The following is a 21,985-nucleotide window of genomic DNA, read 5'->3' on the forward strand; positions in this document are numbered from 1 at the left end:
GGTCACGGCGCTCGGCGCGGTTCCCGGTACCTCGGTCTTCGAGGGGATGGAGGTGCCCGAGGGGGCGGCGTACTTCGTCGCGCTGGCCAAGGATCTCCTCGGGGTCTACCGGGCCAAGGGCTACGAGCCGATGAACTTCTATGCGCCGTTGTCGCGGTTGAAGGAGCTCGACGCCCTCCCGAGCCCCGAGGCGATCGAGTTCATCATCGAGCAGGGCCGGACGATGCGGGAACGCGGAAGCTCGGGTCATCCCTCGATGTACGAGGACGTCCTGCGCCGTCGCAGGACCGAGGTCGACTTCATGCTGGCGCCCTACCTCGATGCCGCCGACGAGCTGGGGATCGAGGTACCGACGCTCCGGGTCGCCTACAACATCATCAAGACCATCGACCGATTCCTCGACTAGTACGGCAAAGGGCACGTGCCGCCGGGCAGCTCGCTCGCGGCGGTCTCCGCGATCGTGGCGGAAAGGCCGCCCGCTGCGCGTGCTGTAAACCTCCGATGTTAATAGAGCACCTATTGACAGACGTTAAGAGCCGGTGTCTTCTCTCGAGAACACACTCTCCGGTCAACTCTCCGTCGCACCGGCATGGTGACGATGTCGCCGAGCGCAGTCGCCGCGCTGAGCTGAGCACCGGTGACAACGACCGCGCGCCCTGGGCTAGAAGATCCACCGGCTGATGCCTCGATGTCAGCTGTCGGCCAGGAAGTCCAGCACCAGGAGGTTGAACTTCTCGCGTTGCTCCCACTGGGGCCAGTGGCCTGCCTCCGCGATGTAGGTGAACCGGCCGCCGGGGATCTTCTCGGCCATCTCCATCCCGGCGGCAGCCGGCCCGGACGGGTCGTCGGAGGTCCACACGACCATGGCGCCGTGGGGGACGGCCGCCAGCTCGTCGTCGCTGATGAGGTTGCGGCGCCGGACGTCCGGGTCCTGCAGACAGAGGATGTGCCGCATCGACTCGGCGAAGCCGGGCCGCGCGTAGATCGTGCGGCGGATGGCGACGAGCTCGTCGGTCACCGTCTCCGGCTCGGCCATCAGCCATTCCAGCCGGGCCCGGATCCGGACGTCCGACGGGTCGTCGGCCGCGGCCTGGGACAGGCTGCGGATCCGCTCCATCACCTCGGGCCGGGCCATCGTGCCGCCGGGGGTGTTGAGCACCAGCCGGCCGGTCCGTTCCGGGTGCGCGGCGGCGAACTTGACGGCCACCCAGCCGCCGAGGGACTCCCCGTTCAGGTGTGCCTTCTCGATGCCGAGCGCGTCGAGCAGGCCGAGCAGGTGGTCGACGTAGTCCGGGAGCTCGAGATCCGCGGTGGCGTGCGTGGTGTAGCCGTGGCCGGGGTAGTCGAAGGCGATCACCCGGTACCGCTGCGCGAGCGCCGCGACGTTGTGTGCGTAGGCCTCCAGGTGGCCACCGGTACCGGCCAGCAGAACCAGCGGCTCACCGGCGCCCGCCTGCAGGACCCGGGTGCGCCACGGGCCGACCTCGACGTAGTCGATCGAGTGCGGCACCGCTCCCACCGCCACCCAGACCGGTGTGTCCCTCGGCTTCTTCACGGCAGGGCTGGATTCGACGGGCACGGCACGTTCTCCGTTCGTGTCAGGTTCGGTTTCGGGCTTCTCTTCAGTCCCTGCTGGTGGTCGCGACCCGCGCGGCCGCGGCCTCGCGGATCGCTTCGACGATGTTCTGGTAGCCGGTGCAGCGGCACAGGTTGCCGCGGATGGCGTCGCGGACCTCCTCGTTCGATGGGCTGGAGATCTTCTCGAGCAGATCCTCGGCGGCGAAGAGCATCCCGGACAGGCAGAACCCGCACTGGAAGCCGTACCGGTCGCAGAACGCCTGCTGGACGGGGCTGAGCCGGTCGCCGTCGGCCATCCCCTCGATGGTCGTGATCTCGCTGCCGTCGGCGGCCTGCACCAGCTCCAGGCAGGACTTCACGACCTGGCCGTCGAGGCGGACCGTGCAGGCTCCGCAGTCCCCGGTCGCACAGCCGATCTTGGGGCCTGCGGCAGCCGAGCCTGCAGCCTGCGGAGCGTCCACACCCCCCACAGTGCTTCGGACGCTCGCGGCACTCGTCCTCGCATACCCGCCAGCCGCGAAGGCCACCGCGTCCACCGTCGCCATCGGGTCCAGCCGGCTCCCACCCGCAGCCACATCGGCGGCGAGCACCATCGCGTGGGCCTCCACCGAGCCCATGACCGTCGCGGCGAGGTGAAGCCAGTGGACCGGATCATCATGGCGCCGGGTGTGCTCCGCGAGACCTGCCATGCCGAGTGCGTCGGCCGCGGCCGCGAGACTGCTGTGGTGTGCACGGTTCACGTCGTCATGCCCGTCCGGTCGGATCCGTCGGCGACAGCCGCGCCAGCTCGTGACGCCACGCGGTGGCGCTGTTGAAGGAGGCACCCAGGTCGGGCAGCTCGGCCATGTCCTGCTCCGGCAGATCGACCAGCGTCCCGCCGGCCGCGACGATCCGCAGCGAGAGGCCGGCGAGGGTGTCGATGCTGATCGCCCGCAGCACGGCGTCGGGCACCGACGGGCCCGTGCTGGTGAGTCCGTGGGCTCGCAGGACCACGACCGGCCGGTCGCCGAGAGCCGCTGCCATCTCGCGCCCGAGGATGGCGTCGCGGATCAACACTCCGCGGGGATAGACAGGTATGCCGCCGGCGGCCAGCCGGGCGCCCGGGATGTCGAAGGCGCCGATGATCGGGCGCAGGGCGATACCGGCCAGATCGGCGGCGACGACGGCCGGGGGATGGGCGTGCACGACGACGTCGACGTCGCGGCGCGCCCGCAGGACCTCGACATGCAGCGGCAGCTCGTTGGGCGGCCGGTATCCGCCGTCGAGCTCGCCGGGCGCCGCAGCCGCCCCGTCCGTGTCGACGAGCCGGACGTCCCCGGCTTCGGTGAAGGCCAACCCGCGCTCCCGCGGGCCACGGCAGCGGATGAGGAGGGTGTTCGCGCTGATCCGACGACTGATGTGGCCGAGGAAGCCGTCGGCGAGGCCGCGAGCGGCCAGCACCCGGCAGGCCTCGGCGATCTCGTGCCGTTCCTGCATCCATCCGGTGGTCATGCCGGCGTCCTCTCGACGAGCCTGCGGTGCATCTCCGCCAGTTCCGTGGCCACGTGCGCGACCGGGGTCCCTGTGCGCAGCCCGCGGCGGCACGCGACCTGTGCCCGCGGCCAGTTGACCGTCACCGCAGCGGCGAGCGTCTCGTCGCGGCTCGCGTAGAGCGCGGCGAACGGGCGTGCCCGGCCGGGTTCTCCAATCACCACGGCGGGCTCGGCCCCGGCGGGGTGTCCACAGATCTGGATCTTCCAGTCGTACTGGTCGCTCCAGACGTACTCGACCGGTGCGTAGGGCCGGGGCGCGTCCCCGTGGGTGATGTTGTGCGCCACCACCGCGGCCTGCTCGACCGCATTGGTCCAGTGCTCCACGCGGCGGTGCTCGCCGTGGCGGGGGTGGTACCAGCGGGCGATGTCGCCGACGCCGTAGACGTCGTCGCGGTGCACCGCGCGACAGAACTCGTCGCACACGAGCCCGTCCCGGACCAGCAGGCCCGAGGAGCCCAGCCAGCCGTCGTTGGGCACGGCGCCGATCCCGACGACCACGCATCCTGCGTCGAGCACCGACCCGTCGGTGAGCCGTACCCGCAACCCGTTCCCGGCCGGTTCGACGGCCTCGACGCCGGTGCCGAAGCGGGTGGTGACACCGTGCTCGGCGTGCACGGCCGTGAGGTGCGTCCCGACCTCGTCGCCCACGATCCTCCCGATGGGCACCGGGAGCGGGTCCACGACGGTCACGTCTAGGCCGAGTCCGCGCGCCGTCGCCGCGACCTCCGCGCCGATGAAGCCCCCACCGACCACGACCAGGTGCGTGCCCGGCACGAGAGCGGCACGCAGCCGCAGACAGTCGTCCATGCTGCGGAGCACGTGCAGGCCGGGTGGGTCACCCCACGGGGACGGGCGGGCAGCCACGCCGGTGGCGACGACCAGCTGGTCGTAGCCGATGCGGGCGCCGTCGGCGAGCGTGACGACGCGGGCGGCGGGGTCGAGCGCCACAGCGGCCGACCCGAGCCGCAGCTCGATGCCTGCTGCCACCGCGTCCGGCGCGGTGAGCAGCCGGACGCGATCGACGTCGGTGCTGCCGGCCAGCAGCGCCTTCGACAGCGGCGGCTTGTCGTAGGGCAGCTCGGGCTCGGCGCCGACGAGCACCACTCCGTCGTCGTAGCCGGCCGCGCGCAGTGCCTGCGCGGTGCGGACCCCGGCGACCGACGCCCCGACGACGACGGCGGTCACGATGTCGCCTCCGCGGGACGACGTGCGTCGGCGGTCACGACGGGTCCTCGTCCACGACGACCAGCGCGTTCACCGGGCAGCTGCGCGCGGCCTCCTCGACGCGGCCGCGGTGTTCGTCCGGGACGGTCGACCTCAGCACGACGACGACGCCGTCGTCGTCGATGTCGAAGTAGTCCGCGGCGTCGGTCATGCAGTTCGCGTAGCCCTGGCAGGCGCCGAGATCGGCCCTGACGACGGCCATGTTCTCTCCTTCGGGATGTCGGGTCCTCACGCCTTCACACCCATGCCCCCGTCGGGATGCACGACCCCGCCGGTGATACCGCGGGCACGGTCGGACGCCAGGTAGACGTAGCTCCAGGCGTGGTCGGTGCCGTCCAGCGCGACCTGCAGCGGCACCCGGGCGGCGAGGGCGGCTGCGCGGTCGGGGGTGTCGTCGAGCCGCTGCGCGTCCATCCCGAGGCTGGACAGGCCGCGCAGGTCGGTGTGCAGCGTGCCGCCGGGGGCGACCCCGTTGACGCGGATGTGCGGCGCCAGCTCGTGCGCCAGCGCGGTGACGAGCCCGCGCACCGCGAACTTGGAGCCGACGTAGAGCACCCCGCCGCGGCCCGGGTAGTAGGCCGACGTCGACTCGGTGAGCACGACGTTGCCCCCGGACTCCCGCAGCGCGGGCAGCGCCGCCTTCACCGCGTGCAGGTGCGACTTGACGTTGACCGCGAACATCTCGTCGAACGCGTCGTCGATGCGGTCGGCGTCGAGGTCGGCGATGCCCCGGTAGAAGTCGAAGACGCCCACGCAGTTGACCAGTACGTCCAGCCCGCCGAACGCGTCGACGGCGGCGGCCACGGCCTCGTCGTTGGCGCCGCGGGTGGTGGCGTCGCCGGTCACCACGGGCACCTCGGGCCGCGCCGCGGCCAGCGCGGCGCACTTGGCGGCGTCGCGCTCCAGGACGGCCACCTGCGCGCCCTCGGACCGGAACGCGTCCACCACCGCCCGCCCGATGCCCGAGCCCGCCCCGACGACCAGCGCCCGCTTCCCCTCGAGCCAGCCCGTCACGGTTCCTCGTCCGTCACCAGCGGGCCGAACGGGTTGCCGATCATCGCCGAGAACGTGGCCGTGTTCTGCCAGGTCAGGGCCTCCAGCTCCAGCGGGCACAGCGAGACCCACTGCCCGGACCTGGGCGACTCGATGAGCAGCCGCGAGCCGTTGCGCGTCTCCACCCGCGACACCCGGATCTCGGCGAACTCGTTGCCGAGCTGGATCGCCTCGCCGGTGCGGTGCTCCACCAGCGCGCGGTACTGCTCGGCGGCGTCCCCGCTCACAGGAAGATCGCCAGGTTCTGGCTGCGGACCACCGAGTCGTCGAGCAGGATCGTGCGCCGCGCGAGCCGCCAACCGTCGCCGGTGCGCCGCAGCAGGTCCTCCCGGCCCGCCGAGAGCACCGCGGCCTCGCGGACGTCGCCGCGGCTGCGGTAGAGCATCACCCCGGAGTCGACGACGACGTGGTCCGGGTCGTCGGTGGCGAAGGTGCGGACGTTGGCCACGTAGTGCCGCAGCCGCGAGGGCGGGTCCTCGGTCCACGCGTGCTCGGTGAGGAAGCGCGCCACCCGCCGGCCCAGTGAGTAGCGGTTCTCGTCGAAGTGGGCCATGCCGGGCGAGGTGTCGTAGCCCGCGCCGAGCGCCGTGGTCACCCGCACCGGCATGAGGTAGTGGATGTCGTCGGTGAGCAGGTCGAGCCACTCGTCGTAGGCCTGGGAGTCCAGGATGTAGGCCTCGTCCACCAGCCACTGGTGGGCCTGCAGGTGGCGCTCGTCGGAGAAGGGCAGCGTGCGCCCGGTCCGCTGGGTCGTCGGCGCGTGCGCGCCCAGCACCGAGCGAGACGAGTGCGTGCTCACCCGGTCACCTGCCCGCCGACCTCGACCTGCGCGACGTCGGCCGGTGGTTTCTCCAGGTGGTCGGCCCAGCGGCTGAGCAGGTGGCGCTGGTTGTACTCGCCGTAGCCGACGTAGGCCTCGCCCGGCCCGGCGAACTGAGTGCCGTCCAGCCGGGGCACGACGTGCGAGCCGTCCTCGAGCAGCCCCATGCGGCTGTTGAGCAGCAGCCGCCGCGCCATCGACCCGGCCGCGGTGTTGGTGAGCGACACCCAGTTCTCGACGTCGTCCTGCTCGAACATGCCGGTGCTGCCGAAGCACATCAGGTAGGCCTTGTAGGACAGCGCCTTGAACTCCTCGGGCGCCTGCGCGTCCACGGCGAACCAGCTCAGCACCTCGGTCTCGTCCGCGCTGACGGGCTGCCAGGTGCGGATGGAGATGAACGGCAGCACGGCGTCCCCGTGCTCCTCCACCTTGGGCCAGTTGTGCACGAAGCTCATGTTCGGGAACACCGACGCCGCGGAGATCATGAAGGCGTTGTCCTCGACCACCGCCTGCTGCTCGGGCGACCAGTTCGCGCGCATGTTCGCGATCATGGAGTCCGGGTAGCCGACGTAGCGCAGCTTCTCCTCGAAGGTGCCCACCGGCAGCTTGTAGGTGGTGCCGCCGCCGTTGCCGGCCCAGTAGGTGCAGCCGTCCTTGCGCTTCTCGGCCTTGGGCTCGCGGAACAGCCCGATCTCCACGACGGAGGTGTGGGTCTGCGGCGTGTGGTACATGTCGCCCGCGAAGTTCTCCGCGCCGATCTTCCAGTTCGCCTTGATCCGCCACCGCTGCGGTCCGCGCAGCTCGATGCCGGCCGCCGACTGCTTGGTGTAGAAGTCCAGGTAGAACGCGAAGTCGCCGAGGTACTCCCGCAGCGGGGGAGCGGCGGGATCCAGGCTGATGAAGATCAGCCCGTTGTAGGTGTCCAGCGACGGGGCGGGCAGGAGCGTCTGGCCCTTGCGCCGGAAACCGGTCTCGCCGCCGTACGCCTCCTGGTGGAAGGGCAGGCCGACGATGCGGCCGTCGTTGCGGTAGGACCAGCCGTGGTACGGGCACCGGAAGTGCGAGGCGTTGCCGGCCTCGGCACGGCACACCTGCATCCCGCGGTGCAGACACATGTTGAACAGCGCGCGAACCGCGCCGTCCTCGCCGCGGGAGACGATGAACGAGTCCTCGAGCACCCGGCGTACCACGTAGTCGCCGGGCTGCGGCACCTCCGACTCGTGGCCGACGAAGATCCAGGCCCGGCTGAACAGCCGCTCCCTCTCCAGCCGGAAGATCTCCTCGTCGTTGTAGATGTGTGCCGGGATCATCCCGCGCCGCACCTCGTCGAGGACGGACGATCGATCGGTCATTGCGGCTCCCGGCAGGTCTGGACGTGGTCATGTGGTCTCTGCTCAACAGAGAAGCAATCCGTTCTGAAGAGGCTCTCAAAACGGGCCGCGTCTAGTCAAGCGAACCGGTCGGCACGGCTGGTCGATCCGACGCCGGGGCCGGGATCGTTTGACAGACCGAGCTGCCGGCTTTACACATGCGCCAGAGAACACCTCTGTCATGCTGAGAGTGATGAGCGGTCGACAGGGCACACGCCACCGGTACCGTGATGCGGAGCCGTTGTCCGCCCACGCCATCGTGCACAGCTCGGCGCTCGACGAGGTGCGCGAGGTCGTACCGCGGGTCTACGCGCCGCACCAGACGATCGTCCTCGAGCGCGGCGGACCGCTGCGGGCCGTGCTGAACGCGGCTGCGGTCGGTGACACGACCGTGGGTTACCTGCGCTACGGCACGGAGATCCGGATGATCCCGGCGCCGCTCGTGTCCTGCTACCACATCAACCTGCCGCGGCAGGGCTTCACCGAGTCGACCAGCGGCGACGACTCGATCATCAGTTCTCCCGCCCGTGCCGCGGTGTTCAGCCCCGGACGGCCGATGACCATCCGCTGGTCGGCCGACTGCGCCCAACTGGCGGTCAAGCTCGATCGGGCCGCGATGCAGACCGAGCTCGAAGCCATCCTGGGGCGGCCGGCGGCGCCGGTCCAGTTCGACCTGGGAATGGACGTGGCCGGCGGAGCGGGCGGTAGCTGGCTGGCCACCCTGCACCTCGTGCTCGCCGAGATGGAGCGGCCCGAGAGCGTGATCCACCAGCCGCTGGCCGGTGCGCACTTCTCCCGGCTGCTCGTGACCACGCTGCTGTTCGCCCACTCCCACACCCACTCCGAGGCTCTCCACCGGCCCGCGGAGGTCGTCCGCTCGCGCGCGGTACGGCAGGTCGTGGACCTCGTGCAGGCGAGCCCGGAGGAGCCGTACTCGGCGGGCGACCTGGCGGCCCACGCGGGTGTGAGCCTCCGTGCCCTGCAAGCGGGCTTCGGCCGGGAGCTGGGCATGTCGCCGATGGCCTACCTGCAGGACGTGCGGATGGCGCGGGCGCACGGGGATCTCGTCGATGCGGATCCGGACCGGACGACGACCACCGCGATCGCCCACCGGTGGGGGTTCGGCCACCTGGGCCGGTTCGCCGCAGCCTACCGGCGCCGGTACGGCATCGCCCCGTCGGAAACCCTGCGCCGCACGCGCTGACCGGCGGTGTGGCGCATTCCGGTGCGCGCGCGACGCGAACCGCATAGCTGCCCCCGGCTCGCGCTTATAGCGTCGCGTCATCGGCCCGGTGGCCGGACTCACAAGAGGAGCGATCATGCGGATCGGCATGTTCATGCCCACCATGAACAAGAACTGGGTGTTCTCCAACACCTCGCCCGCCTCCGTGCCCGAGTGGTTCCTGGCCTCACAGGCCGCGACCAAGGCGGAGCACTACGGGTTCGACTTCCTCCTGTCGGCGGTGAAGTTCCGCGGGTTCGACGGCGACACCAGCCCGTGGAACCACGCCCTCGACTCGCTCTCGGTGATGGCGGGCCTCGCCGTCACGACCCGGCGCATCAAGCTCTTCGGATCGATCGCCACGCTGCTCACGCCGCCGGTTCTCGCGGCCAAGCAGGCAGCCACCATCTCCGACATGTCGGGTGGGCGCTTCGGGCTCAACATCGTCACCGGATGGGAGAAGCCCGAGTACACGCAGATGGGTCTGTGGCCCGGCGACCAGCACTTCCGGACCCGCTACGACCACGCGGACGAGTACGTCCGGGTCATGCGCGAGCTCTGGTCGAAGGGACAGAGTGATTTCGAGGGCCAGTACTTCCGGATGGACGACTGCCGCCTCGGCCCCCTTCCGGAGGCTCCGATCGAGCTGGTGTGCGCCGGGCAGTCCGACCGCGGCATGCAGTTCTGCGCCGAGGTGGGCGACTACCAGTTCGTGGTGGGCAAGCCCGACGTCGAGAGCCTGGCGGCGCAGAACGCCCGGCTCCAGGCCCAGGCCGACCGGGCCGGCCGCGAGGTGGGCACCTTCCCGCTGTTCCAGGTCGTGCTGCGCGACAGCGTCGCCGAGGCCGAGGACGTCGTGGCGAACTGGCGAGCGAACATGGACTTCCCCGCGGTCACGAACCTCATGGGGATCGCACAGGAGGACCTCACGGAGAACGAGGAGTCCACCAAGAACCTGATGCTGGGGTCCGACGCGTTCATGATCTCGTTCCCGCTCGTGCTCGGCGACGCGGCGACGGTCGCCGAGAAGCTGCGTTCCTTCGGTGCGGTGGCGGGAACGGCGGGTGTCATGCTGTCGTTCCAAGACTACCTGACCGACGTCGACCGCTTCGGCCGCGAGGTCATGCCGCTCCTGGTCGGCAGCTGACCGGGATGGAGCCGTTCCGTGTGCTGACCGTCGTCGGCAACCCCAGAGCCGGGTCCCGGACCAGCGCGGTGGCCGACGAGGTCGCGCGCCAGGTCGTCGCGCTTCTCGGCGGGCCGGAGGGCGCAGAACCGGACTCGGTCGAGCTGGGGACGCTCGGCGGCGAGCTGTTCGACCGTTCCTCGGCCCGGGTGGCCGAGCTGGTGGGCCGGGTCTCGAGCGCGTCGGTCGTGGTGGTCGCCTCCCCGGTCTTCAAGGCCACCTACACAGCGCTGCTCAAGGCGTTCCTCGAGTGGTTCGACCGCACGAGCCTGCGGGGTGTGGTGGTCGCGCCGGTGATGGTGGGCGCGGCCGCGCACCACGCGCTCGCGGTCGAGACGTACCTGAGGCCATTGCTCGTCGAGCTCGGTGGTGTCCTTCCGACCCGGGGCCTGTACGTCCTGGAAGACCAGCTCGACGACCTCGGCCCGACCGTCGCCCGGTGGGTGGCCGAGTCGGGCGATGCCATCCGCCGCACCGTATTGAGAGGCAGCTCGTCGTGAGCGAACCGCTGAACCCCGACCACGTCCGACACATCACGGTCTCCGGGGTGAGGACCCGCTATCTGGACACCGGTGTACCGGATGCCGGGCCCGGGCATCCCATCGTGCTCGTGCACGGCGGCCATTTCGGGATCTTCGTGCCGATGGGCATCGAGGTCTGGAGCGAGACCGTCGACGCCCTGTCCGCGCACGGGCGGGTGGTGGCCTTCGACAAGCTCGGGCAGGGCTTCACCGACATCCCGGCCTCGGACGAGCAGTGGACGTTCGAGAGCGTCCTGGACCACGCCGTCGGGTTCCTCGAGCAGCTGGACCTGACCGACATGACCCTGGTCGGTCACTCCCGCGGCGGCCTGCTCGCCACCCGGCTGGCGATGGAGCTGCCGGGCCGGGTCAGCCGGCTCGTCGTCGTGTCGAGTGCCTCGACCGCTCCCGCTCCGCCGGGTCGGTCCGACATGGGCTTCTACGACGAGGTCGAGCGCACGGCGCCGAAGAACGCCGGAGCGGAGGGTGTGATCAGCCATTACCACGCCGCCCAGGCGGTGACCGAGGGGCCGCTGAGCCCCGAGTACCTCCGCATCGCCGCGGAGATGATGAACGGTGCGCACCACAAGGAGTCGGTCGAGGTCTACGCCCGTAGCAGCGCCCGGCACTGGATCCCCAGCCTGGGACGCGCCCGGAAACGGGTTCTCGACCACCTGCAGGGTCCGGGTCTCGACGTCCCGGTGCTCGTCGTGTGGGGCAAGGACGACCGCTCCGCGCCCGTCGAGCTCGGCCACCAGTTCTTCGACGTCCTGGCGGGTCGGACGGCGAACTGCACGATGTGTGTGATCAATCGCGCGGGCCACCAGGTCTTCCGCGATCGTCCGGAGGTGTTCAACAACCTGGTGATCGGGTTCCTGGGCGCCTGAGCCCCGCCTGGCGGTGGCCTCGCCGGACCCGGGAGCGTCGTCGGCGCCCGGGTCCGGCGTCACCTCCTGGCTGGTCGTGAGGTGACTGCGTCGTCAGGGATCGCGGCGTCGGGACCGCATTCGCCGCACGCCGGGGCGGCCCGGGTCCGCACAGGGCCCGGGCCGCCTGCGGCTCACACCCGCGGCACGACCTCGGTGCGGAAGGCCGTGTAGCAGCCGGGGCAGTAGTACTGGCGGAAGACGATCTCGACGTCGATGAACTCGGCAGTGTCCGCGCAGACCTGCGGTCCGGCGTCGGTGACGGGCCCCTCGTAGTGGGGCAGGAGCGTCAGGTAGTCCTCCGCGGTGCCCTCGAGCTCCTGGCGGCAGTGCGCGCAGGACAGGACCCCGGCCGCGCTGCGGGCGACGTTCGCGTTGACCCGTCTCGTGTCCAGTGTCATCGTCCTGCTCCCTTCACGGCCAGCTCGCGTCGGCGGTCCCGCAGCGTCGCGCGCAGCTCCTCGGTCGCGAGGGTGTCCACCTCGGACCCGTCGAGCACCACTCCGTAGATCGAGCGGGCACTCTGATCGGTGACCCGGAACTCGGCGACGTCGTAGGCGACCCGACCCGGCTCGCGCAGCAGCGGATCGCCGTAGCCTCCGCCCGACTGCCAGCACATGTAGTGCACGTCGCCCGGGGAGAGCAGCACCTCGTCCTCGCAGGCCAGCACCACGTGCTCGCCATCGATCTCGGCCAGCGTGGAGGGGATGGCCCCGCGGGCGAAGAGGTCCGCGATGTTCGAGCCGCGGACGGCCAGGTCGGCCTGGCTGTTGCCCGGGTAGCCGCCGGCCAGGCCCACGTTCTGCGGCACGGCCTTGCCCGCGCCGGACACGATCTGCGCCAGCGGTGTCGAGGTGTCGTGGGGCACGAAGCACAGCGACCCGGTGACGCCCCCGCGGAACTGGCCCGGGCCACCGCTGTCGGTCTCCTCGCGGCGCCAGAGGTAGAGCATCGGCAGCATGAACTCGTTCATCTCGACGTCGGGCATCTTGCCCATCGGGATGAGCAGCAGCCCCCCGGTGTCGACACCGTCGTGGTCGTTGCCCGCGCCGAACCCGCCGCCCATGGAGTCGGTGATCATGGTGGCGAACGGCTGACCGCGCTGGTCCAGCCCGGCCATGACGCACAGGTCCCAGGTTCCGCAGCACACGGACTGGACCTGGCCGTGCAGCTCGACGGAGGTGTCGAGCATCGTGGACAGGCACTCGGTGGCGGCGTTCATCGTGGCCCACGACGAGGCCACCGAGCCCTTGCCCACGCCGGCCGGGAAGGTGGCGTTGTTGAGCGTGCCCTCCTCGGTGACGAAGCTGATGCACCGGCGCAGGCCGCCCGCGGCCCACGGGATGTCGCCGCAGAGCACCGGCAGCACCGCCGACATCACGCCGCCGTACATGCCGGAGAACGGACAGTTGATCATGCCGGACTGCGGCGAGGTGCCGGTGAAGTCGAAGACCAGCTCGCTGCCGGTCTTGCGCAGCGTGCAGACGACCTTATGCAGGCCGCGGTCGTCCTTCATGGACTGTTCCTGGTAGCTCGTCGCGGTCCAGGTGCCGTCGCCGATCTGCTCCAGCTTGGCGCGCAGGCGCTGCTCGGCGTCGTCGAGCTGGCGGGCCATCGCGGCCTTCACCGTCTCGGCGCTGTACTTGTCGATGAGCTGGGTGATGCGCTCGTGACCCACCCGGTTGGCGCCGATCTTGGCGCGCAGGTCCAGGCCGACCATCTTCGGCACGCGTGAGCGCCGCAGGTAGACGTCCTCCACGTCACGTTGGATCTCGAAGTTCCGCACGATCTTGACCGGCGGGGTGGGCAGGGACTCCCAGAACACGTCCTCCGCGCGCGGAGTCCAGCTGCCCGGCGAGACGCCCCCGAGGTCGGCCTGGTGGGCGATCGCGGCGGTCCAGGCGAACAGCCTGCCCTCGTGGAACAGCGGGGCGAACACCGCGACGTCGTTCTGGTGCAGCCCGCCACCGACCCAGGGGTCGTTGCAGAGGAACATGTCGCCCTCGCAGATCCCGGGGTTCACCGAGCGGTTCGCGAGGATCCACTTGATCGCCAGGTCGACGGCGGCGGCCAGCTCGGTGTTGTACGGGCCGATCTGGACGATGTCGCCGATCTCGTCGGTGACCGCGACGTCGAAGTCGTTGCAGTCGGTCACCACCAGCGAGCCCGACATCTGCTTGAGGGCCTGTCCCATGAGGTCGGTGATCGCCCACAGGCGGTGGCGGATCACCTCGTAGGTCAGCGCGTCGATCTTCTCGACGGTGTCGGGGGTGGCGCGGTGCATGGGCAGCTCCGCGGGGATCGAGGCCAGCACCTCCTCCGACGAGCGGACCCTGCTGGAGAAGAACTCGGAGCCGGGAACGGGCATGAACGGCATGGTCAGCTCCTACTGGTAGCGGATGCGGAGGTTGCCCAGCCCGTCGACGACGGCCGAGGTACCGGGGGGGACGACGACGGTGGTGGTCGGGGCCTCCACGATCGCCGGGCCGGTCAGCGCGCTGCCGAGGCCGAGGCGGGAGTAGTCGTAGACGTCCACCTCCTGCCAGCCGGCGCGGATGTCGAGCAGCGCCCGGCGCCGCTCCTTGACCGGGGGAGTGCTGCCGCCCTCGGCCGCCACCGCCTTCGGGAGCTCGGGCTTGAACGGCATGCGTCCGGTGCCGAAGACGCGGTAGGTGATGAACTGGATGCCGGCCTCGCGGAAGCCGGTGCCCTTGCCGTAGAGCGAGGCGTAGCGCTCCTCGAAGTCGTCGGCGATCTGCTTGACGGCCGTGTCGTCGACCGTGCCCTGCGCCACCGCTGTGGGCACCTCGAAGATCTGCATCGTGTAGCGGGCGTCGACCTCGCGGGTGACCGTGATGTCGGCGTACTCCACGCCCTGGGCGGCGAGCCGGCGGCGGACCTCCTCCTCCAGCTCGGTGAAGTTGCGGTCCACCACGGCGGGGTCCACGGGGAAGTTCGACGGGTCCGAGAGCTCCACCGACAGCACGACGTCGGACGACGCCAGGCCGTAGGCGGAGAACGTGGCTGCGGTCTGGCCCAGCGGCACGAGGATCTCCTGTACGCCCAGCTCCGCGCCGTAGGCCGCGCAGTGCACCGGGCCGGCGCCGCCGAAGGCGTACATGACGAAGTCGCGGGGGTCGTGCCCGGCGCCGACGACGACCGTGCGCACGAGGTCGGCGGTCTGGGAGTTCTGGATCTCGTAGACCGCGGCGGCGGCCTCCTCGGCGGTGAGGCCGAGCGGGTCGCCGATGTTCTTGCGCAGCGCCTCGCGGGCCAGCTCGACGTCGAGCTTCTTGGTGCCGCCCAGGAAGAAGCCCGGGTTGAGGATGCCCAACACGAGGTTGGCGTCGGTGACGGTCGGCTCGGTGCCGCCCTGCCCGTAGCAGGCCGGGCCGGGGGAGGCCCCGGCGCTGCGCGGGCCGACGCGCAGGTTCTTGCCGTCGTCGAGCCAGGCGATCGCGCCGCCGCCGCTGCCGATCGTGGCGACCTTCATCATCGCCACGTTGAGCTGGTACTGGTTGAGCGTGGTCATCGAGCTGAACACCGGCTCGCCGCCGACGATCATGCCGACGAGGAACGTGGTGCCGCCGACGTCGGTGGAGATGATGTTCTCGTGGCCGAGCTGCCGGCCGAGGTTGCGGGCGCCGATCACGCCGCCGGTGAGCACCGAGCCGATCGTGGTGATCGCGTTGGCCGGGGCCTCCTGCGCGGAGACGGTGCCGCCGGAGCCCTGCATGACCAGCAGCGGCCCGCGCAGGCCGCGTTCGGTGAGGTCGCGCGAGAGCGGCTCGAGGTAGTCGCGCAGCGCCGGGCCGATCTGGGTGCTCATCAGCGTGGTGACGTTGCGGGGGTACTCCCGGATCCGCGGGCTGACCTCGCACGACAGCGCCACGTAGGTGTCCGGGGCGATCTCGTGCACGAGCTCGCGGATCCGCTTCTCGTGCACCGGGTTGCGGAAGGACCACAACAGCGAGACGGCGATGGCCGTGGCACCGTCGTCGAGGAGCTCGCGGATCGACCGCCGGGTGGCGTCCTCGTCGAGCGCGACGATCACCGAGCCCTTGTGGTCGATCCGCTCGACGGCCTCCTTGACCCGCCGCTTGGGCAGCAGCGGCGGCGGCTTGCGCGTGGCCGTGATGTCCTGGATCTCCTCGGGACCCAGGCCGGCGTAGCGGCCCTCCAGGTTCATGATGTAGATCGAGTCGCGGTGGCCCTGCGTGGTGATGAAGCCGACCTCGGCCACGTTGCCCGTGACCAGCGCGTTGAGCGCCGACGTCGTGCCGTGCGAGATGTAGGCGGTGTCGGCGAGCAGCTCCCCGACGTCGCAGCCGATGTTCTCGGCGAGCGCGTCGACGGAGCTGAGCACGCCGCGGGAGAAGTCGGGCGGGGTGGACGGAACCTTCGCGGAGTGGACGCGGCCGCTGTCGTCGGCAGCGAACGCATCGGTGAAGGTCCCTCCGACATCGATACCGATGACGTAGGGCACGGGGGTTCCTCCAGGTGAGGTGGTGGGGGTGGCGTCAGGCGTTCGGGAGGATCACGGGCTTGATCTCGCGCATCTGCTCCATGCCGAGCAGCGCGTCCCCGACCTGGTCGAGGGAGAACCGGTTGCCGAGCAGGTCGCCGAAGGAGAAGCGGTCCTGGTGGTCGTCGAGGAAGCGCAGGGCCCGGTAGTAGTGCGAGATGTCGCCGCTCATGGTTCCGGCGACGGTGAGCTGCCGGAGGTTCAGGTAGGTGGCGCGCATCTCCACCGGCTTCGGCTCGGACGCGCCCAGCACCAGGTATCGCCCGCCGCGGCGGACCAGGTCCATGCCCTCGACGAACGCGGCGTTGCGCCCGCTGCACTCGACGACGAGGTCGGCGCCCCGGCCGTCGGTGAGGTCCCGGACGCGCTCGCGGCGCTCCTCGACCGAGGTGCTCGTGACGTCGAGCTGAACGTCGGCGCCCCAGCGCTTGGCGATGTCCAGGCGCGCGGTGGGCGCGCCGATCATCACCGTGCGGCTCGCCCCGGACTGGACGGCGTAGGCCAGCGCGTAGAGGCCCACCGGGCCGCTGCCCTGGATCACCACGGTGTCGGTGGTCTCGATCCGGCCGATCTTCTCGTAGCCGTGGATGATCGTGCGGAACGCGCAGGTGGCCGACGCGGCGACCGCCGGGTCGAGCCCCTCGGGCACCTTGACCATGCTGCACGCCGGCATCACGTAGGCGTACTCGGAGAAGCCGCCGGTGATGTAGGGCGACCGGTCGGCCGGGCCCCAGCCGTACATCCGGGCGCTCTCGCACTGGGTGGGCTGCTTGGCGACGGTGCACCAGTAGCAGTGCCCGCACCAGGCGTAGGACCAGGCGACCAGGTCGCCCTCGGCGAGCGGCCGGTTGAGCGCGTCGACCCGGCGCTCGCTGCCCAGCGCCACGACGCGGCCGACGATCTCGTGGCCGGGCACCAGCGGCAGCTTGGACAGGCCGGCGGCCTCGTACTCGCCGCGCCAGATGTGCACGTCGGTGCCGCACATGGTGCTGGCCTCGACCTTGACCAGCGCCGCGCCGGGTTCGAGATCGGGCACCGGCAGCGTCCGGACCTCGGGCGGGGCGTTGTAGTCCACCAGGACGGCGGCCTGGGTGTGGGTGGGTAGTGACATCGACTGGGTCATCGACGGGCCTCCGGGGTTCTGCTCGATCACCGGACGGTGATGTTGACCGTCTTCGTCTGCGTGTAGCTGATGAGCTCCTCGATGCCCTCCTCGGAGTCCGTGCCGCTGTCCTTGTGGCCGGAGAAGGGGGCGCCGAGGAAGTGGCTGCCGGATCCGTTGATCCAGACGTAGCCGGTGTCGAGGCGGTCGGCGACCGACAGCCCGGTCTGGATGTCGCGCGTCCACACCGCGCCGGTGAGGCCGTAGGGCAGCGAGTTGGCCTGCGCGACGACGTCGTCGAGGTCGTTCCAGCGCAGCACGGACAGCACCGGGCCGAAGATCTCCTCCTTCGCGATGCGCATGCCCATGTCGACGTCGGCGAACACGGTGGGCGCCACGAAGAACCCGTCGGCGAACTCGGCCCCCTCGGGCCGGCCGCCGCCGGTGACCAGCCGCGCGCCGTCCTCGTGCCCGGCCGCGATGTAGGAGGCGACCTTGTCGAACTGCGCCTCCGACACCAGGCAGCCCATCTCGGTGGCCGGGTCGAGCGGGTCGCCGATCCGGATGGTGCGCAGCCGCTCGACGAGGCGCTCCAGCACCTCGTCGTGGATGTCGTCGTGCAGGAACAGCCGGGTGGTGGACCCGCAGGACTGGCCCTGGCACCAGTGGCAGTTCATCCCGAACGCCGCGCCCTCGACGACGGCGTCCAGATCGGCGTCCGGGCAGACGATCATGGCGTTCTTGCCGCCGAGCTCCAGGCTGACGTGCTTGACGGCCACCTCGGCCGCGGCGGCCTGCACGCGTTGCCCGGTCGGGACGCTGCCGATGAGCGCGATCCGCTTGACCTCGGGGTGGCGCACCAGGGCGTCGCCGGTGACGGCGCCGGTCCCGGTGATCACGTTGAGCACGCCGGGCGGGAAGACCTCGGCCGCGAGCTCGGCCAGCAGCAGGCCCGAGAGCGGGGCCTGGTCGGGCAGCTTCAGCACGAGTGTGTTGCCCATGACCACCGGTGCGCCGATCTTGCCGGCGGCGAAGAGGATCGGGTGGTTGTAGGGGATGATCCGGCCGACGACGCCGTAGGGCTCGCGGCGCGTCAGCAGCCAGCTGCGCGACAGCGACGGCAGCGTCGAGCCCTTGACCTCGAACGCCACGCCGGTCTGGTACTCCATCCAGCGGGTGGCCATGGCGACGTCGCCGATCATCGCGGTGACCGGGTTGCCGCAGTCGGCGGCGTCGAGCAGCCCGAGCTCGCGGGCGTGCTCCTGCAGTACGCCGGCGAACCGGCGCAGCAGCGCCACGCGCTCGGTCATCGGGGTGTCGCGCCAGGCCGGGAACGCCCCCTGCGCCGCCCGCACCGCACGCTCCACATCGGACGGACCGGCGAGCGGGACCGTGCCCAGGACGCTGCCGTCCGACGGCGACGACGTCGTCATCGTCTCGCCGGAAGCGGCGGGCACCAGCTCCCCTCCGATGAGCATGCGCCAGTCCCGCTTGAGCAGGACCTGGAGCTCGGTGCGCAACTCGGCGCTCGTGGGTTGCATGACGTCTCCCATGACGGTGCGGGGTGGGGACCGGTCGGCGTCCGGTGGAGCGGGACGCTACATCTACGAAACTCGGAAAGTCCATGCTCAATATAGTTTGGATTCGTTAGCACCTTCGGGGTGCGGACGGAGCCTTGACGACGGGCGGGGCCGTGGCTACGTTTGTCAGAGGCTATTTCTGGTGAGCAGAGAAAGCTCCAGCGGTACCGAATGGAGGACTGCGGAGATGACCATGATCGACCCGCGGCCGACGACGACGTCGCCGCGAGATCCGGCCGACCTCGTGCGCCCCGACGACGGTGTGATCAGCCGGGAGATCTTCCGGGATCCCGCCGTCTACGACCGGGAGCTGCAGAGGATCTTCACCAGGACCTGGCTCTACATCGGCCACGAGTCCCAGCTGCGCAACCCGGGCGACTACATCACCAACCTCATGGGCGAGGACCCCGTGATCGCCACCCGGGACGCGGCCGGCGAGCTGCACGTCCTGCTCAACTCCTGCCGGCACCGCGGCATGACCGTGTGCGCGTCCGATCAGGGGAACGCGAAGTTCTTCCGGTGCCCCTACCACGGCTGGACCTACAGCTCCACCGGCGATCTGGTGGGCGTTCCGCGCACCGAGGCCGCCTACCGCGGCGAGCTCGACAAGTCCCGGCTCGGTCTCGTCGAGGTGCCCCGGGTCGAGTCCTACAAGGGCTTCATCTTCGCCAACTGGGACGCCGGCGCGGTGTCCCTCGTGGACTACCTCGGCCGCGACCAGCTCTGGTACCTCGACATGCCCATCGAGGGGGCGTTGGGCGGGCTGGAGGTGCTCGGCCCGGTGATGAAGTACCGGATCTCGGCCAACTGGAAGCTCGCGTCGGAGAACTTCGCCGGCGACGACTACCACGTGCTCTACACGCACGGCTCGGCGTTCCAGATCGGGTTCCTGCCCGACTACGACACGCTCGCGGACTACATCGCCTACTTCCCCCACGGGCACGGCATGGGCGACATCCCCAAGCCGGGCCGCGGCCTGCAGAACGACCTGATGATGGCCGAGCACTTCGGACCCGAGGCGGTCGAGTACGTGCAGGCCTACAACGCCCGCCTCGCCGAGCGGCTCAGCCCGGAGCAGGCCGCGGTGCACGGCCTCGGCGAGGGCAACATCTTCCCGAACCTCTCGTGGATCAAGTTCGGCTGCTTCCACGTGCTCGGGCTCTACCAGTGGCATCCCAAGGGGCCCGGCGAGCTCGAGGTCTGGCAGACCACCTTCTACGACACCGGCGCGCCCCAGCACGTGAAGGACTTCGCGCGCTCGCAGATGTCGCAGGAGAACGCCGCCGCCGGGATCTTCGGGCAGGACGACGGCGAGAACTTCGAGAAGATCACCGAGTCGGCCCGCGGCGCGGTCTCCCGCACCCTGGACTTCAACTACACCATGGGCATGGGCCACGAGGGCGAGATCGACGAGCCCACCCTGCCCGGGCAGCTGGGACCGCACTACTCCGAGCAGAACCACCGGAACTTCTACCGCTACTGGGCGGAACTGATGACGGAGGCAGGATCATGACCTCCACGGTCCGCGACACCCAGCGCGAGGTCGAGCAGTTCCTCTACCGCGAGGCGAAGCTGCTCGACGAGTTCCGGTACGAGGAATGGCTCGACCTGTTCACCGACGACGCCAAGTACTGGATGCCGATCACGGAGTCCCGGGAGGTCGGCCAGGAGCGGAGCCCGGTGGCGGGGGAGTGGGCGTTGTTCGAGGAGGACAAGCGCTTCCTGATCAAGCGGCACGAACGCCTGAGCGGCGGGCTGGCCCACGCCGAGCAGCCGCGCTCGCGGACGCGTCGGATGATCAGCAACGTGATCGTCACGGAGTTCGACGACGGCGCGGTCGGGGTCGAGTCGAACCTGCTGGTCTTCCAGTCCCGCCGGGGTGCTTCGGAACAGTTCTTCGTCGGTTGCCGGCAGGACCGGCTCGTCCGCGTCGGCGACGGGTTCCGGATCACCGAGCGGGCGATCCGTCTCGACCACAGGGTGCTGCCGCGTGCCATCTCGATCTACTTCTGACGGCGACGGGCACCGCAGCGGCGAGGTGCTCGTCCTCGGCAACGAGTTCGCGCGGGTCGTGGTCACGCACGACACGTCCGCCAACGGCAGCCGTCTCATGATCCGGAGCGCACGCACCGGTCGCACCGTGTACCTCGACCCGCTGCAGGTGGAGAGCCTGACCTGGCTGGCGGACGAGGACTACGCCCGGCTGCTCAGTGATCCGTTCGGCCCGGCGGAGGACAGCGGGTGAGCCGCGGCCGCTCGTCGCGAAGGAGATGGTCATGAAGGTCCTGGTCGACGTCGACAGGTGTGAGGGGTTCGCGTCCTGCGTTCTCAGTGCTCCCGACGTGTTCGATCTCGACGAACGATCGGGCGTCGCAGTGCTGCTCGTCGAGGAGCCCCCGGATGCCGTGCTCGCCGATGTGCAGGACGCCGTGCGGTCCTGCCCCGTCCGCGCCATCTCGCTGGCGTAGCGCCGGCCGTCGGCCCTCAGCCGTGGAGCAGGTGGGCCGCGTCGGTCACGGTCCGGCGCAGGGACGCACCGATCTCTCGCTGGTCAGCGGCCGACATCCGGCTCGTGGGCACGGCCACGTTGAACGCGATCCGTGCGGGAGTGCTCCGGAACGGAAATGCCACCGCCACCGATGACACCCCGCTCTCGCTCTCCTCGTTGCTGGTGGCGTACCCGCGCCTGCGGATGGTCGCGAGCTGCTTCTCCAGCTCGCTGCGGACCCGGATGCTCCGCGCGGTGAGCCCCTCGAGGTCCTCGTCGGGGTAGAGCGCGTGCAGCTCGGTCGTGGAGAGGTTGGCCAACATCGCCTTGCCCGTCGAGGTCGAGCTCGCGGGCATCGACCGCCCCAGCCGGGAGGCGACCCGGACGGCACGGGGGCTCTCGATGGCATCGATGAAGCGAACTGTGGTGCCATCCAGCAGGCCGAGGTGGACGGTCTCGCCCAGCGTGGCGTTGAGGTGCTCCAGATAGGGGCGCAGGACGGCCCTGAAGTCGAAGCGCTGCAGAATGGCGAAGGCCACACCGGTGAGGGCGGTGCCCGCTCCGTACGATTTCGTACTCTCGTTCTGGCGGACGAAACCGCGGTACTGCAGCATCGCCAGCAGGCGGTGCGCGGTGGAGGACGCGACTCCGAGGTATTCGCTGACCTCGGTGAGGCGCAGCTCAGTGCGCTCGCCCAGAAGCAGCAACACCTTGAGGCAATGCCACGTAGCGTAAGTGGATCAAGGACTTTGACCTGGTAGTTCTTGATCGGTGCGGCGTGGCGTGATCGTCCCGGGTCGTTCGGCTGGCACGGTCGCCGATCATGGGCGAGGGTGTGGTGGTGCGGCCGGATCAGGT

At 70.3% G+C, this 21,985-nt stretch carries 24 protein-coding genes; 9 read left to right on the plus strand and 15 right to left on the minus strand.

From position 1 onward, the window contains the following. A partial coding sequence (locus Q1K26_RS00405; protein WP_300006893.1) for a ketopantoate reductase C-terminal domain-containing protein occupies nt 1–406 on the plus strand: 406 nt, incomplete at its 5' end. A 285-nt stretch (nt 407–691) separates the two neighbouring features. Here the strand turns inward: Q1K26_RS00405 and Q1K26_RS00410 are convergent. The 9 genes from Q1K26_RS00410 to Q1K26_RS00450 form a co-directional block, all read right to left on the minus strand. Continuing rightward, entirely contained in the window at nt 692–1,579 is an 888-nt protein-coding gene (locus Q1K26_RS00410; RefSeq protein ID WP_300006895.1) for an alpha/beta fold hydrolase, read from the minus strand. 43 nt (nt 1,580–1,622) lie between these two features. Then, a complete protein-coding gene (locus Q1K26_RS00415; RefSeq protein ID WP_300006897.1) occupies nt 1,623–2,039 on the minus strand; it encodes a 2Fe-2S iron-sulfur cluster-binding protein in 417 nt (138 codons plus the stop codon). A gap of 283 nt (nt 2,040–2,322) precedes the next feature. Beyond that, on the minus strand, nt 2,323–3,069 hold the full coding sequence (locus Q1K26_RS00420; protein WP_300006899.1) for a class II aldolase/adducin family protein: 747 nt from the start codon (nt 3,067–3,069) through the stop codon (nt 2,323–2,325). Continuing rightward, on the minus strand, nt 3,066–4,295 hold the full coding sequence (locus Q1K26_RS00425; protein ID WP_300006901.1) for an FAD-dependent oxidoreductase: 1,230 nt from the start codon (nt 4,293–4,295) through the stop codon (nt 3,066–3,068). Before Q1K26_RS00425 ends, Q1K26_RS00420 begins: the two co-directional genes overlap by 4 nt. 34 nt (nt 4,296–4,329) lie before the next feature. Then, nucleotides 4,330–4,536, minus strand: coding sequence for a ferredoxin (locus Q1K26_RS00430; protein ID WP_300006903.1), 207 nt, complete (start codon nt 4,534–4,536; stop codon nt 4,330–4,332). 26 nt (nt 4,537–4,562) lie between these two features. Beyond that, nucleotides 4,563–5,348, minus strand: a complete 786-nt coding sequence (gene hcaB / locus Q1K26_RS00435) for a 3-(cis-5,6-dihydroxycyclohexa-1,3-dien-1-yl)propanoate dehydrogenase (protein WP_297661177.1) — start codon at nt 5,346–5,348, stop codon at nt 4,563–4,565. Further along, nucleotides 5,345–5,614 (minus strand): hypothetical protein, encoded by a 270-nt coding sequence (locus Q1K26_RS00440; protein WP_297661175.1) that lies wholly within the window; start codon nt 5,612–5,614, stop codon nt 5,345–5,347. Before Q1K26_RS00440 ends, hcaB begins: the two co-directional genes overlap by 4 nt. Beyond that, complete coding sequence (locus Q1K26_RS00445) at nt 5,611–6,186, minus strand: 3-phenylpropionate/cinnamic acid dioxygenase subunit beta (RefSeq protein WP_297661173.1); 576 nt, start codon at nt 6,184–6,186, stop codon at nt 5,611–5,613. The genes Q1K26_RS00440 and Q1K26_RS00445 overlap by 4 nt, the downstream gene beginning before the upstream one ends. Next, nucleotides 6,183–7,559, minus strand: a complete 1,377-nt coding sequence (locus Q1K26_RS00450; RefSeq protein WP_300006905.1) for a Rieske 2Fe-2S domain-containing protein — start codon at nt 7,557–7,559, stop codon at nt 6,183–6,185. Before Q1K26_RS00450 ends, Q1K26_RS00445 begins: the two co-directional genes overlap by 4 nt. Nucleotides 7,560–7,818: 259 nt before the next feature. On the opposite strand from Q1K26_RS00450, the gene Q1K26_RS00455 reads away from it, so the two are divergent. From Q1K26_RS00455 to Q1K26_RS00470, 4 genes are all read left to right on the plus strand, one after another. Beyond that, on the plus strand, nt 7,819–8,781 hold the full coding sequence (locus Q1K26_RS00455) for an AraC family transcriptional regulator (protein ID WP_300006907.1): 963 nt from the start codon (nt 7,819–7,821) through the stop codon (nt 8,779–8,781). A 115-nt stretch (nt 8,782–8,896) separates the two neighbouring features. Then, nucleotides 8,897–9,946: an LLM class flavin-dependent oxidoreductase gene (locus tag Q1K26_RS00460; protein ID WP_300006909.1), complete on the plus strand. Its 1,050-nt coding sequence runs from the start codon at nt 8,897–8,899 to the stop codon at nt 9,944–9,946. Between the two features lie 5 nt (nt 9,947–9,951). Beyond that, a complete protein-coding gene (locus tag Q1K26_RS00465) occupies nt 9,952–10,485 on the plus strand; it encodes an NAD(P)H-dependent oxidoreductase (protein ID WP_300006910.1) in 534 nt (177 codons plus the stop codon). Continuing rightward, nucleotides 10,482–11,393, plus strand: a complete 912-nt coding sequence (locus Q1K26_RS00470; RefSeq protein WP_297661162.1) for an alpha/beta hydrolase — start codon at nt 10,482–10,484, stop codon at nt 11,391–11,393. Before Q1K26_RS00465 ends, Q1K26_RS00470 begins: the two co-directional genes overlap by 4 nt. A gap of 173 nt (nt 11,394–11,566) precedes the next feature. Here the strand turns inward: Q1K26_RS00470 and Q1K26_RS00475 are convergent, their stop codons facing one another. The 5 genes from Q1K26_RS00475 to Q1K26_RS00495 are packed head-to-tail and all read right to left on the minus strand — an operon-like array spanning nt 11,567 to nt 18,600. Next, nucleotides 11,567–11,833 carry a hypothetical protein gene (locus Q1K26_RS00475; RefSeq protein ID WP_300006911.1) on the minus strand — a complete coding sequence of 89 codons (267 nt, stop codon included), beginning with the start codon at nt 11,831–11,833 and terminating at the stop codon, nt 11,567–11,569. Continuing rightward, nucleotides 11,830–13,800, minus strand: a complete 1,971-nt coding sequence (locus Q1K26_RS00480; protein ID WP_300006913.1) for a hydantoinase B/oxoprolinase family protein — start codon at nt 13,798–13,800, stop codon at nt 11,830–11,832. The genes Q1K26_RS00475 and Q1K26_RS00480 overlap by 4 nt, the downstream gene beginning before the upstream one ends. Before the next feature lie 18 nt (nt 13,801–13,818). Next, on the minus strand, nt 13,819–15,918 hold the full coding sequence (locus Q1K26_RS00485; RefSeq protein ID WP_300006915.1) for a hydantoinase/oxoprolinase family protein: 2,100 nt from the start codon (nt 15,916–15,918) through the stop codon (nt 13,819–13,821). A gap of 34 nt (nt 15,919–15,952) precedes the next feature. Next, nucleotides 15,953–17,110: a zinc-binding dehydrogenase gene (locus tag Q1K26_RS00490; RefSeq protein ID WP_297661155.1), complete on the minus strand. Its 1,158-nt coding sequence runs from the start codon at nt 17,108–17,110 to the stop codon at nt 15,953–15,955. Then, on the minus strand, nt 17,107–18,600 hold the full coding sequence (locus Q1K26_RS00495) for an aldehyde dehydrogenase family protein (protein ID WP_300006917.1): 1,494 nt from the start codon (nt 18,598–18,600) through the stop codon (nt 17,107–17,109). Before Q1K26_RS00495 ends, Q1K26_RS00490 begins: the two co-directional genes overlap by 4 nt. 226 nt (nt 18,601–18,826) lie before the next feature. Here Q1K26_RS00495 and Q1K26_RS00500 point away from each other — a divergent pair, with 226 nt between their 5' ends. The 4 genes from Q1K26_RS00500 to Q1K26_RS00515 are packed head-to-tail and all read left to right on the plus strand — an operon-like array spanning nt 18,827 to nt 21,107. Continuing rightward, complete coding sequence (locus Q1K26_RS00500; protein ID WP_300006918.1) at nt 18,827–20,152, plus strand: aromatic ring-hydroxylating dioxygenase subunit alpha; 1,326 nt, start codon at nt 18,827–18,829, stop codon at nt 20,150–20,152. Further along, nucleotides 20,149–20,652, plus strand: coding sequence for an aromatic-ring-hydroxylating dioxygenase subunit beta (locus Q1K26_RS00505; protein ID WP_297661149.1), 504 nt, complete (start codon nt 20,149–20,151; stop codon nt 20,650–20,652). Before Q1K26_RS00500 ends, Q1K26_RS00505 begins: the two co-directional genes overlap by 4 nt. Continuing rightward, the gene (locus Q1K26_RS00510; protein ID WP_297661147.1) at nt 20,630–20,884 is read left to right on the plus strand and encodes a hypothetical protein; all 255 of its coding nucleotides are present in this window, start codon (nt 20,630–20,632) and stop codon (nt 20,882–20,884) included. Before Q1K26_RS00505 ends, Q1K26_RS00510 begins: the two co-directional genes overlap by 23 nt. A 31-nt stretch (nt 20,885–20,915) precedes the next feature. Further along, nucleotides 20,916–21,107, plus strand: coding sequence for a ferredoxin (locus tag Q1K26_RS00515; RefSeq protein ID WP_300006920.1), 192 nt, complete (start codon nt 20,916–20,918; stop codon nt 21,105–21,107). A gap of 16 nt (nt 21,108–21,123) precedes the next feature. On the opposite strand, the gene Q1K26_RS00520 is transcribed toward Q1K26_RS00515, so the two are convergent. Further along, complete coding sequence (locus Q1K26_RS00520) at nt 21,124–21,837, minus strand: IclR family transcriptional regulator (protein WP_300006921.1); 714 nt, start codon at nt 21,835–21,837, stop codon at nt 21,124–21,126. Nucleotides 21,838–21,985 lie beyond the last annotated feature (148 nt).

This window comes from Pseudonocardia sp. (assembly GCF_029263155.1).
Classification (GTDB): Bacteria; Actinomycetota; Actinomycetes; order Mycobacteriales; family Pseudonocardiaceae; genus Pseudonocardia.

Coding starts and splice junctions, on each gene's coding strand:
- Q1K26_RS00420 (WP_300006899.1), bottom strand. CDS start 3,069: ATGACCACCGGATGGATGCAGGAACGGCACGAGATCGCCGAGGCCTGC.
- Q1K26_RS00430 (WP_300006903.1), bottom strand. CDS start 4,536: ATGGCCGTCGTCAGGGCCGATCTCGGCGCCTGCCAGGGCTACGCGAAC.
- Q1K26_RS00450 (WP_300006905.1), bottom strand. CDS start 7,559: ATGACCGATCGATCGTCCGTCCTCGACGAGGTGCGGCGCGGGATGATC.
- Q1K26_RS00460 (WP_300006909.1), top strand. CDS start 8,897: ATGCGGATCGGCATGTTCATGCCCACCATGAACAAGAACTGGGTGTTC.
- Q1K26_RS00465 (WP_300006910.1), top strand. CDS start 9,952: ATGGAGCCGTTCCGTGTGCTGACCGTCGTCGGCAACCCCAGAGCCGGG.
- Q1K26_RS00475 (WP_300006911.1), bottom strand. CDS start 11,833: ATGACACTGGACACGAGACGGGTCAACGCGAACGTCGCCCGCAGCGCG.
- Q1K26_RS00480 (WP_300006913.1), bottom strand. CDS start 13,800: ATGCCCGTTCCCGGCTCCGAGTTCTTCTCCAGCAGGGTCCGCTCGTCG.
- Q1K26_RS00495 (WP_300006917.1), bottom strand. CDS start 18,600: ATGCAACCCACGAGCGCCGAGTTGCGCACCGAGCTCCAGGTCCTGCTC.
- Q1K26_RS00500 (WP_300006918.1), top strand. CDS start 18,827: ATGACCATGATCGACCCGCGGCCGACGACGACGTCGCCGCGAGATCCG.
- Q1K26_RS00505 (WP_297661149.1), top strand. CDS start 20,149: ATGACCTCCACGGTCCGCGACACCCAGCGCGAGGTCGAGCAGTTCCTC.
- Q1K26_RS00515 (WP_300006920.1), top strand. CDS start 20,916: ATGAAGGTCCTGGTCGACGTCGACAGGTGTGAGGGGTTCGCGTCCTGC.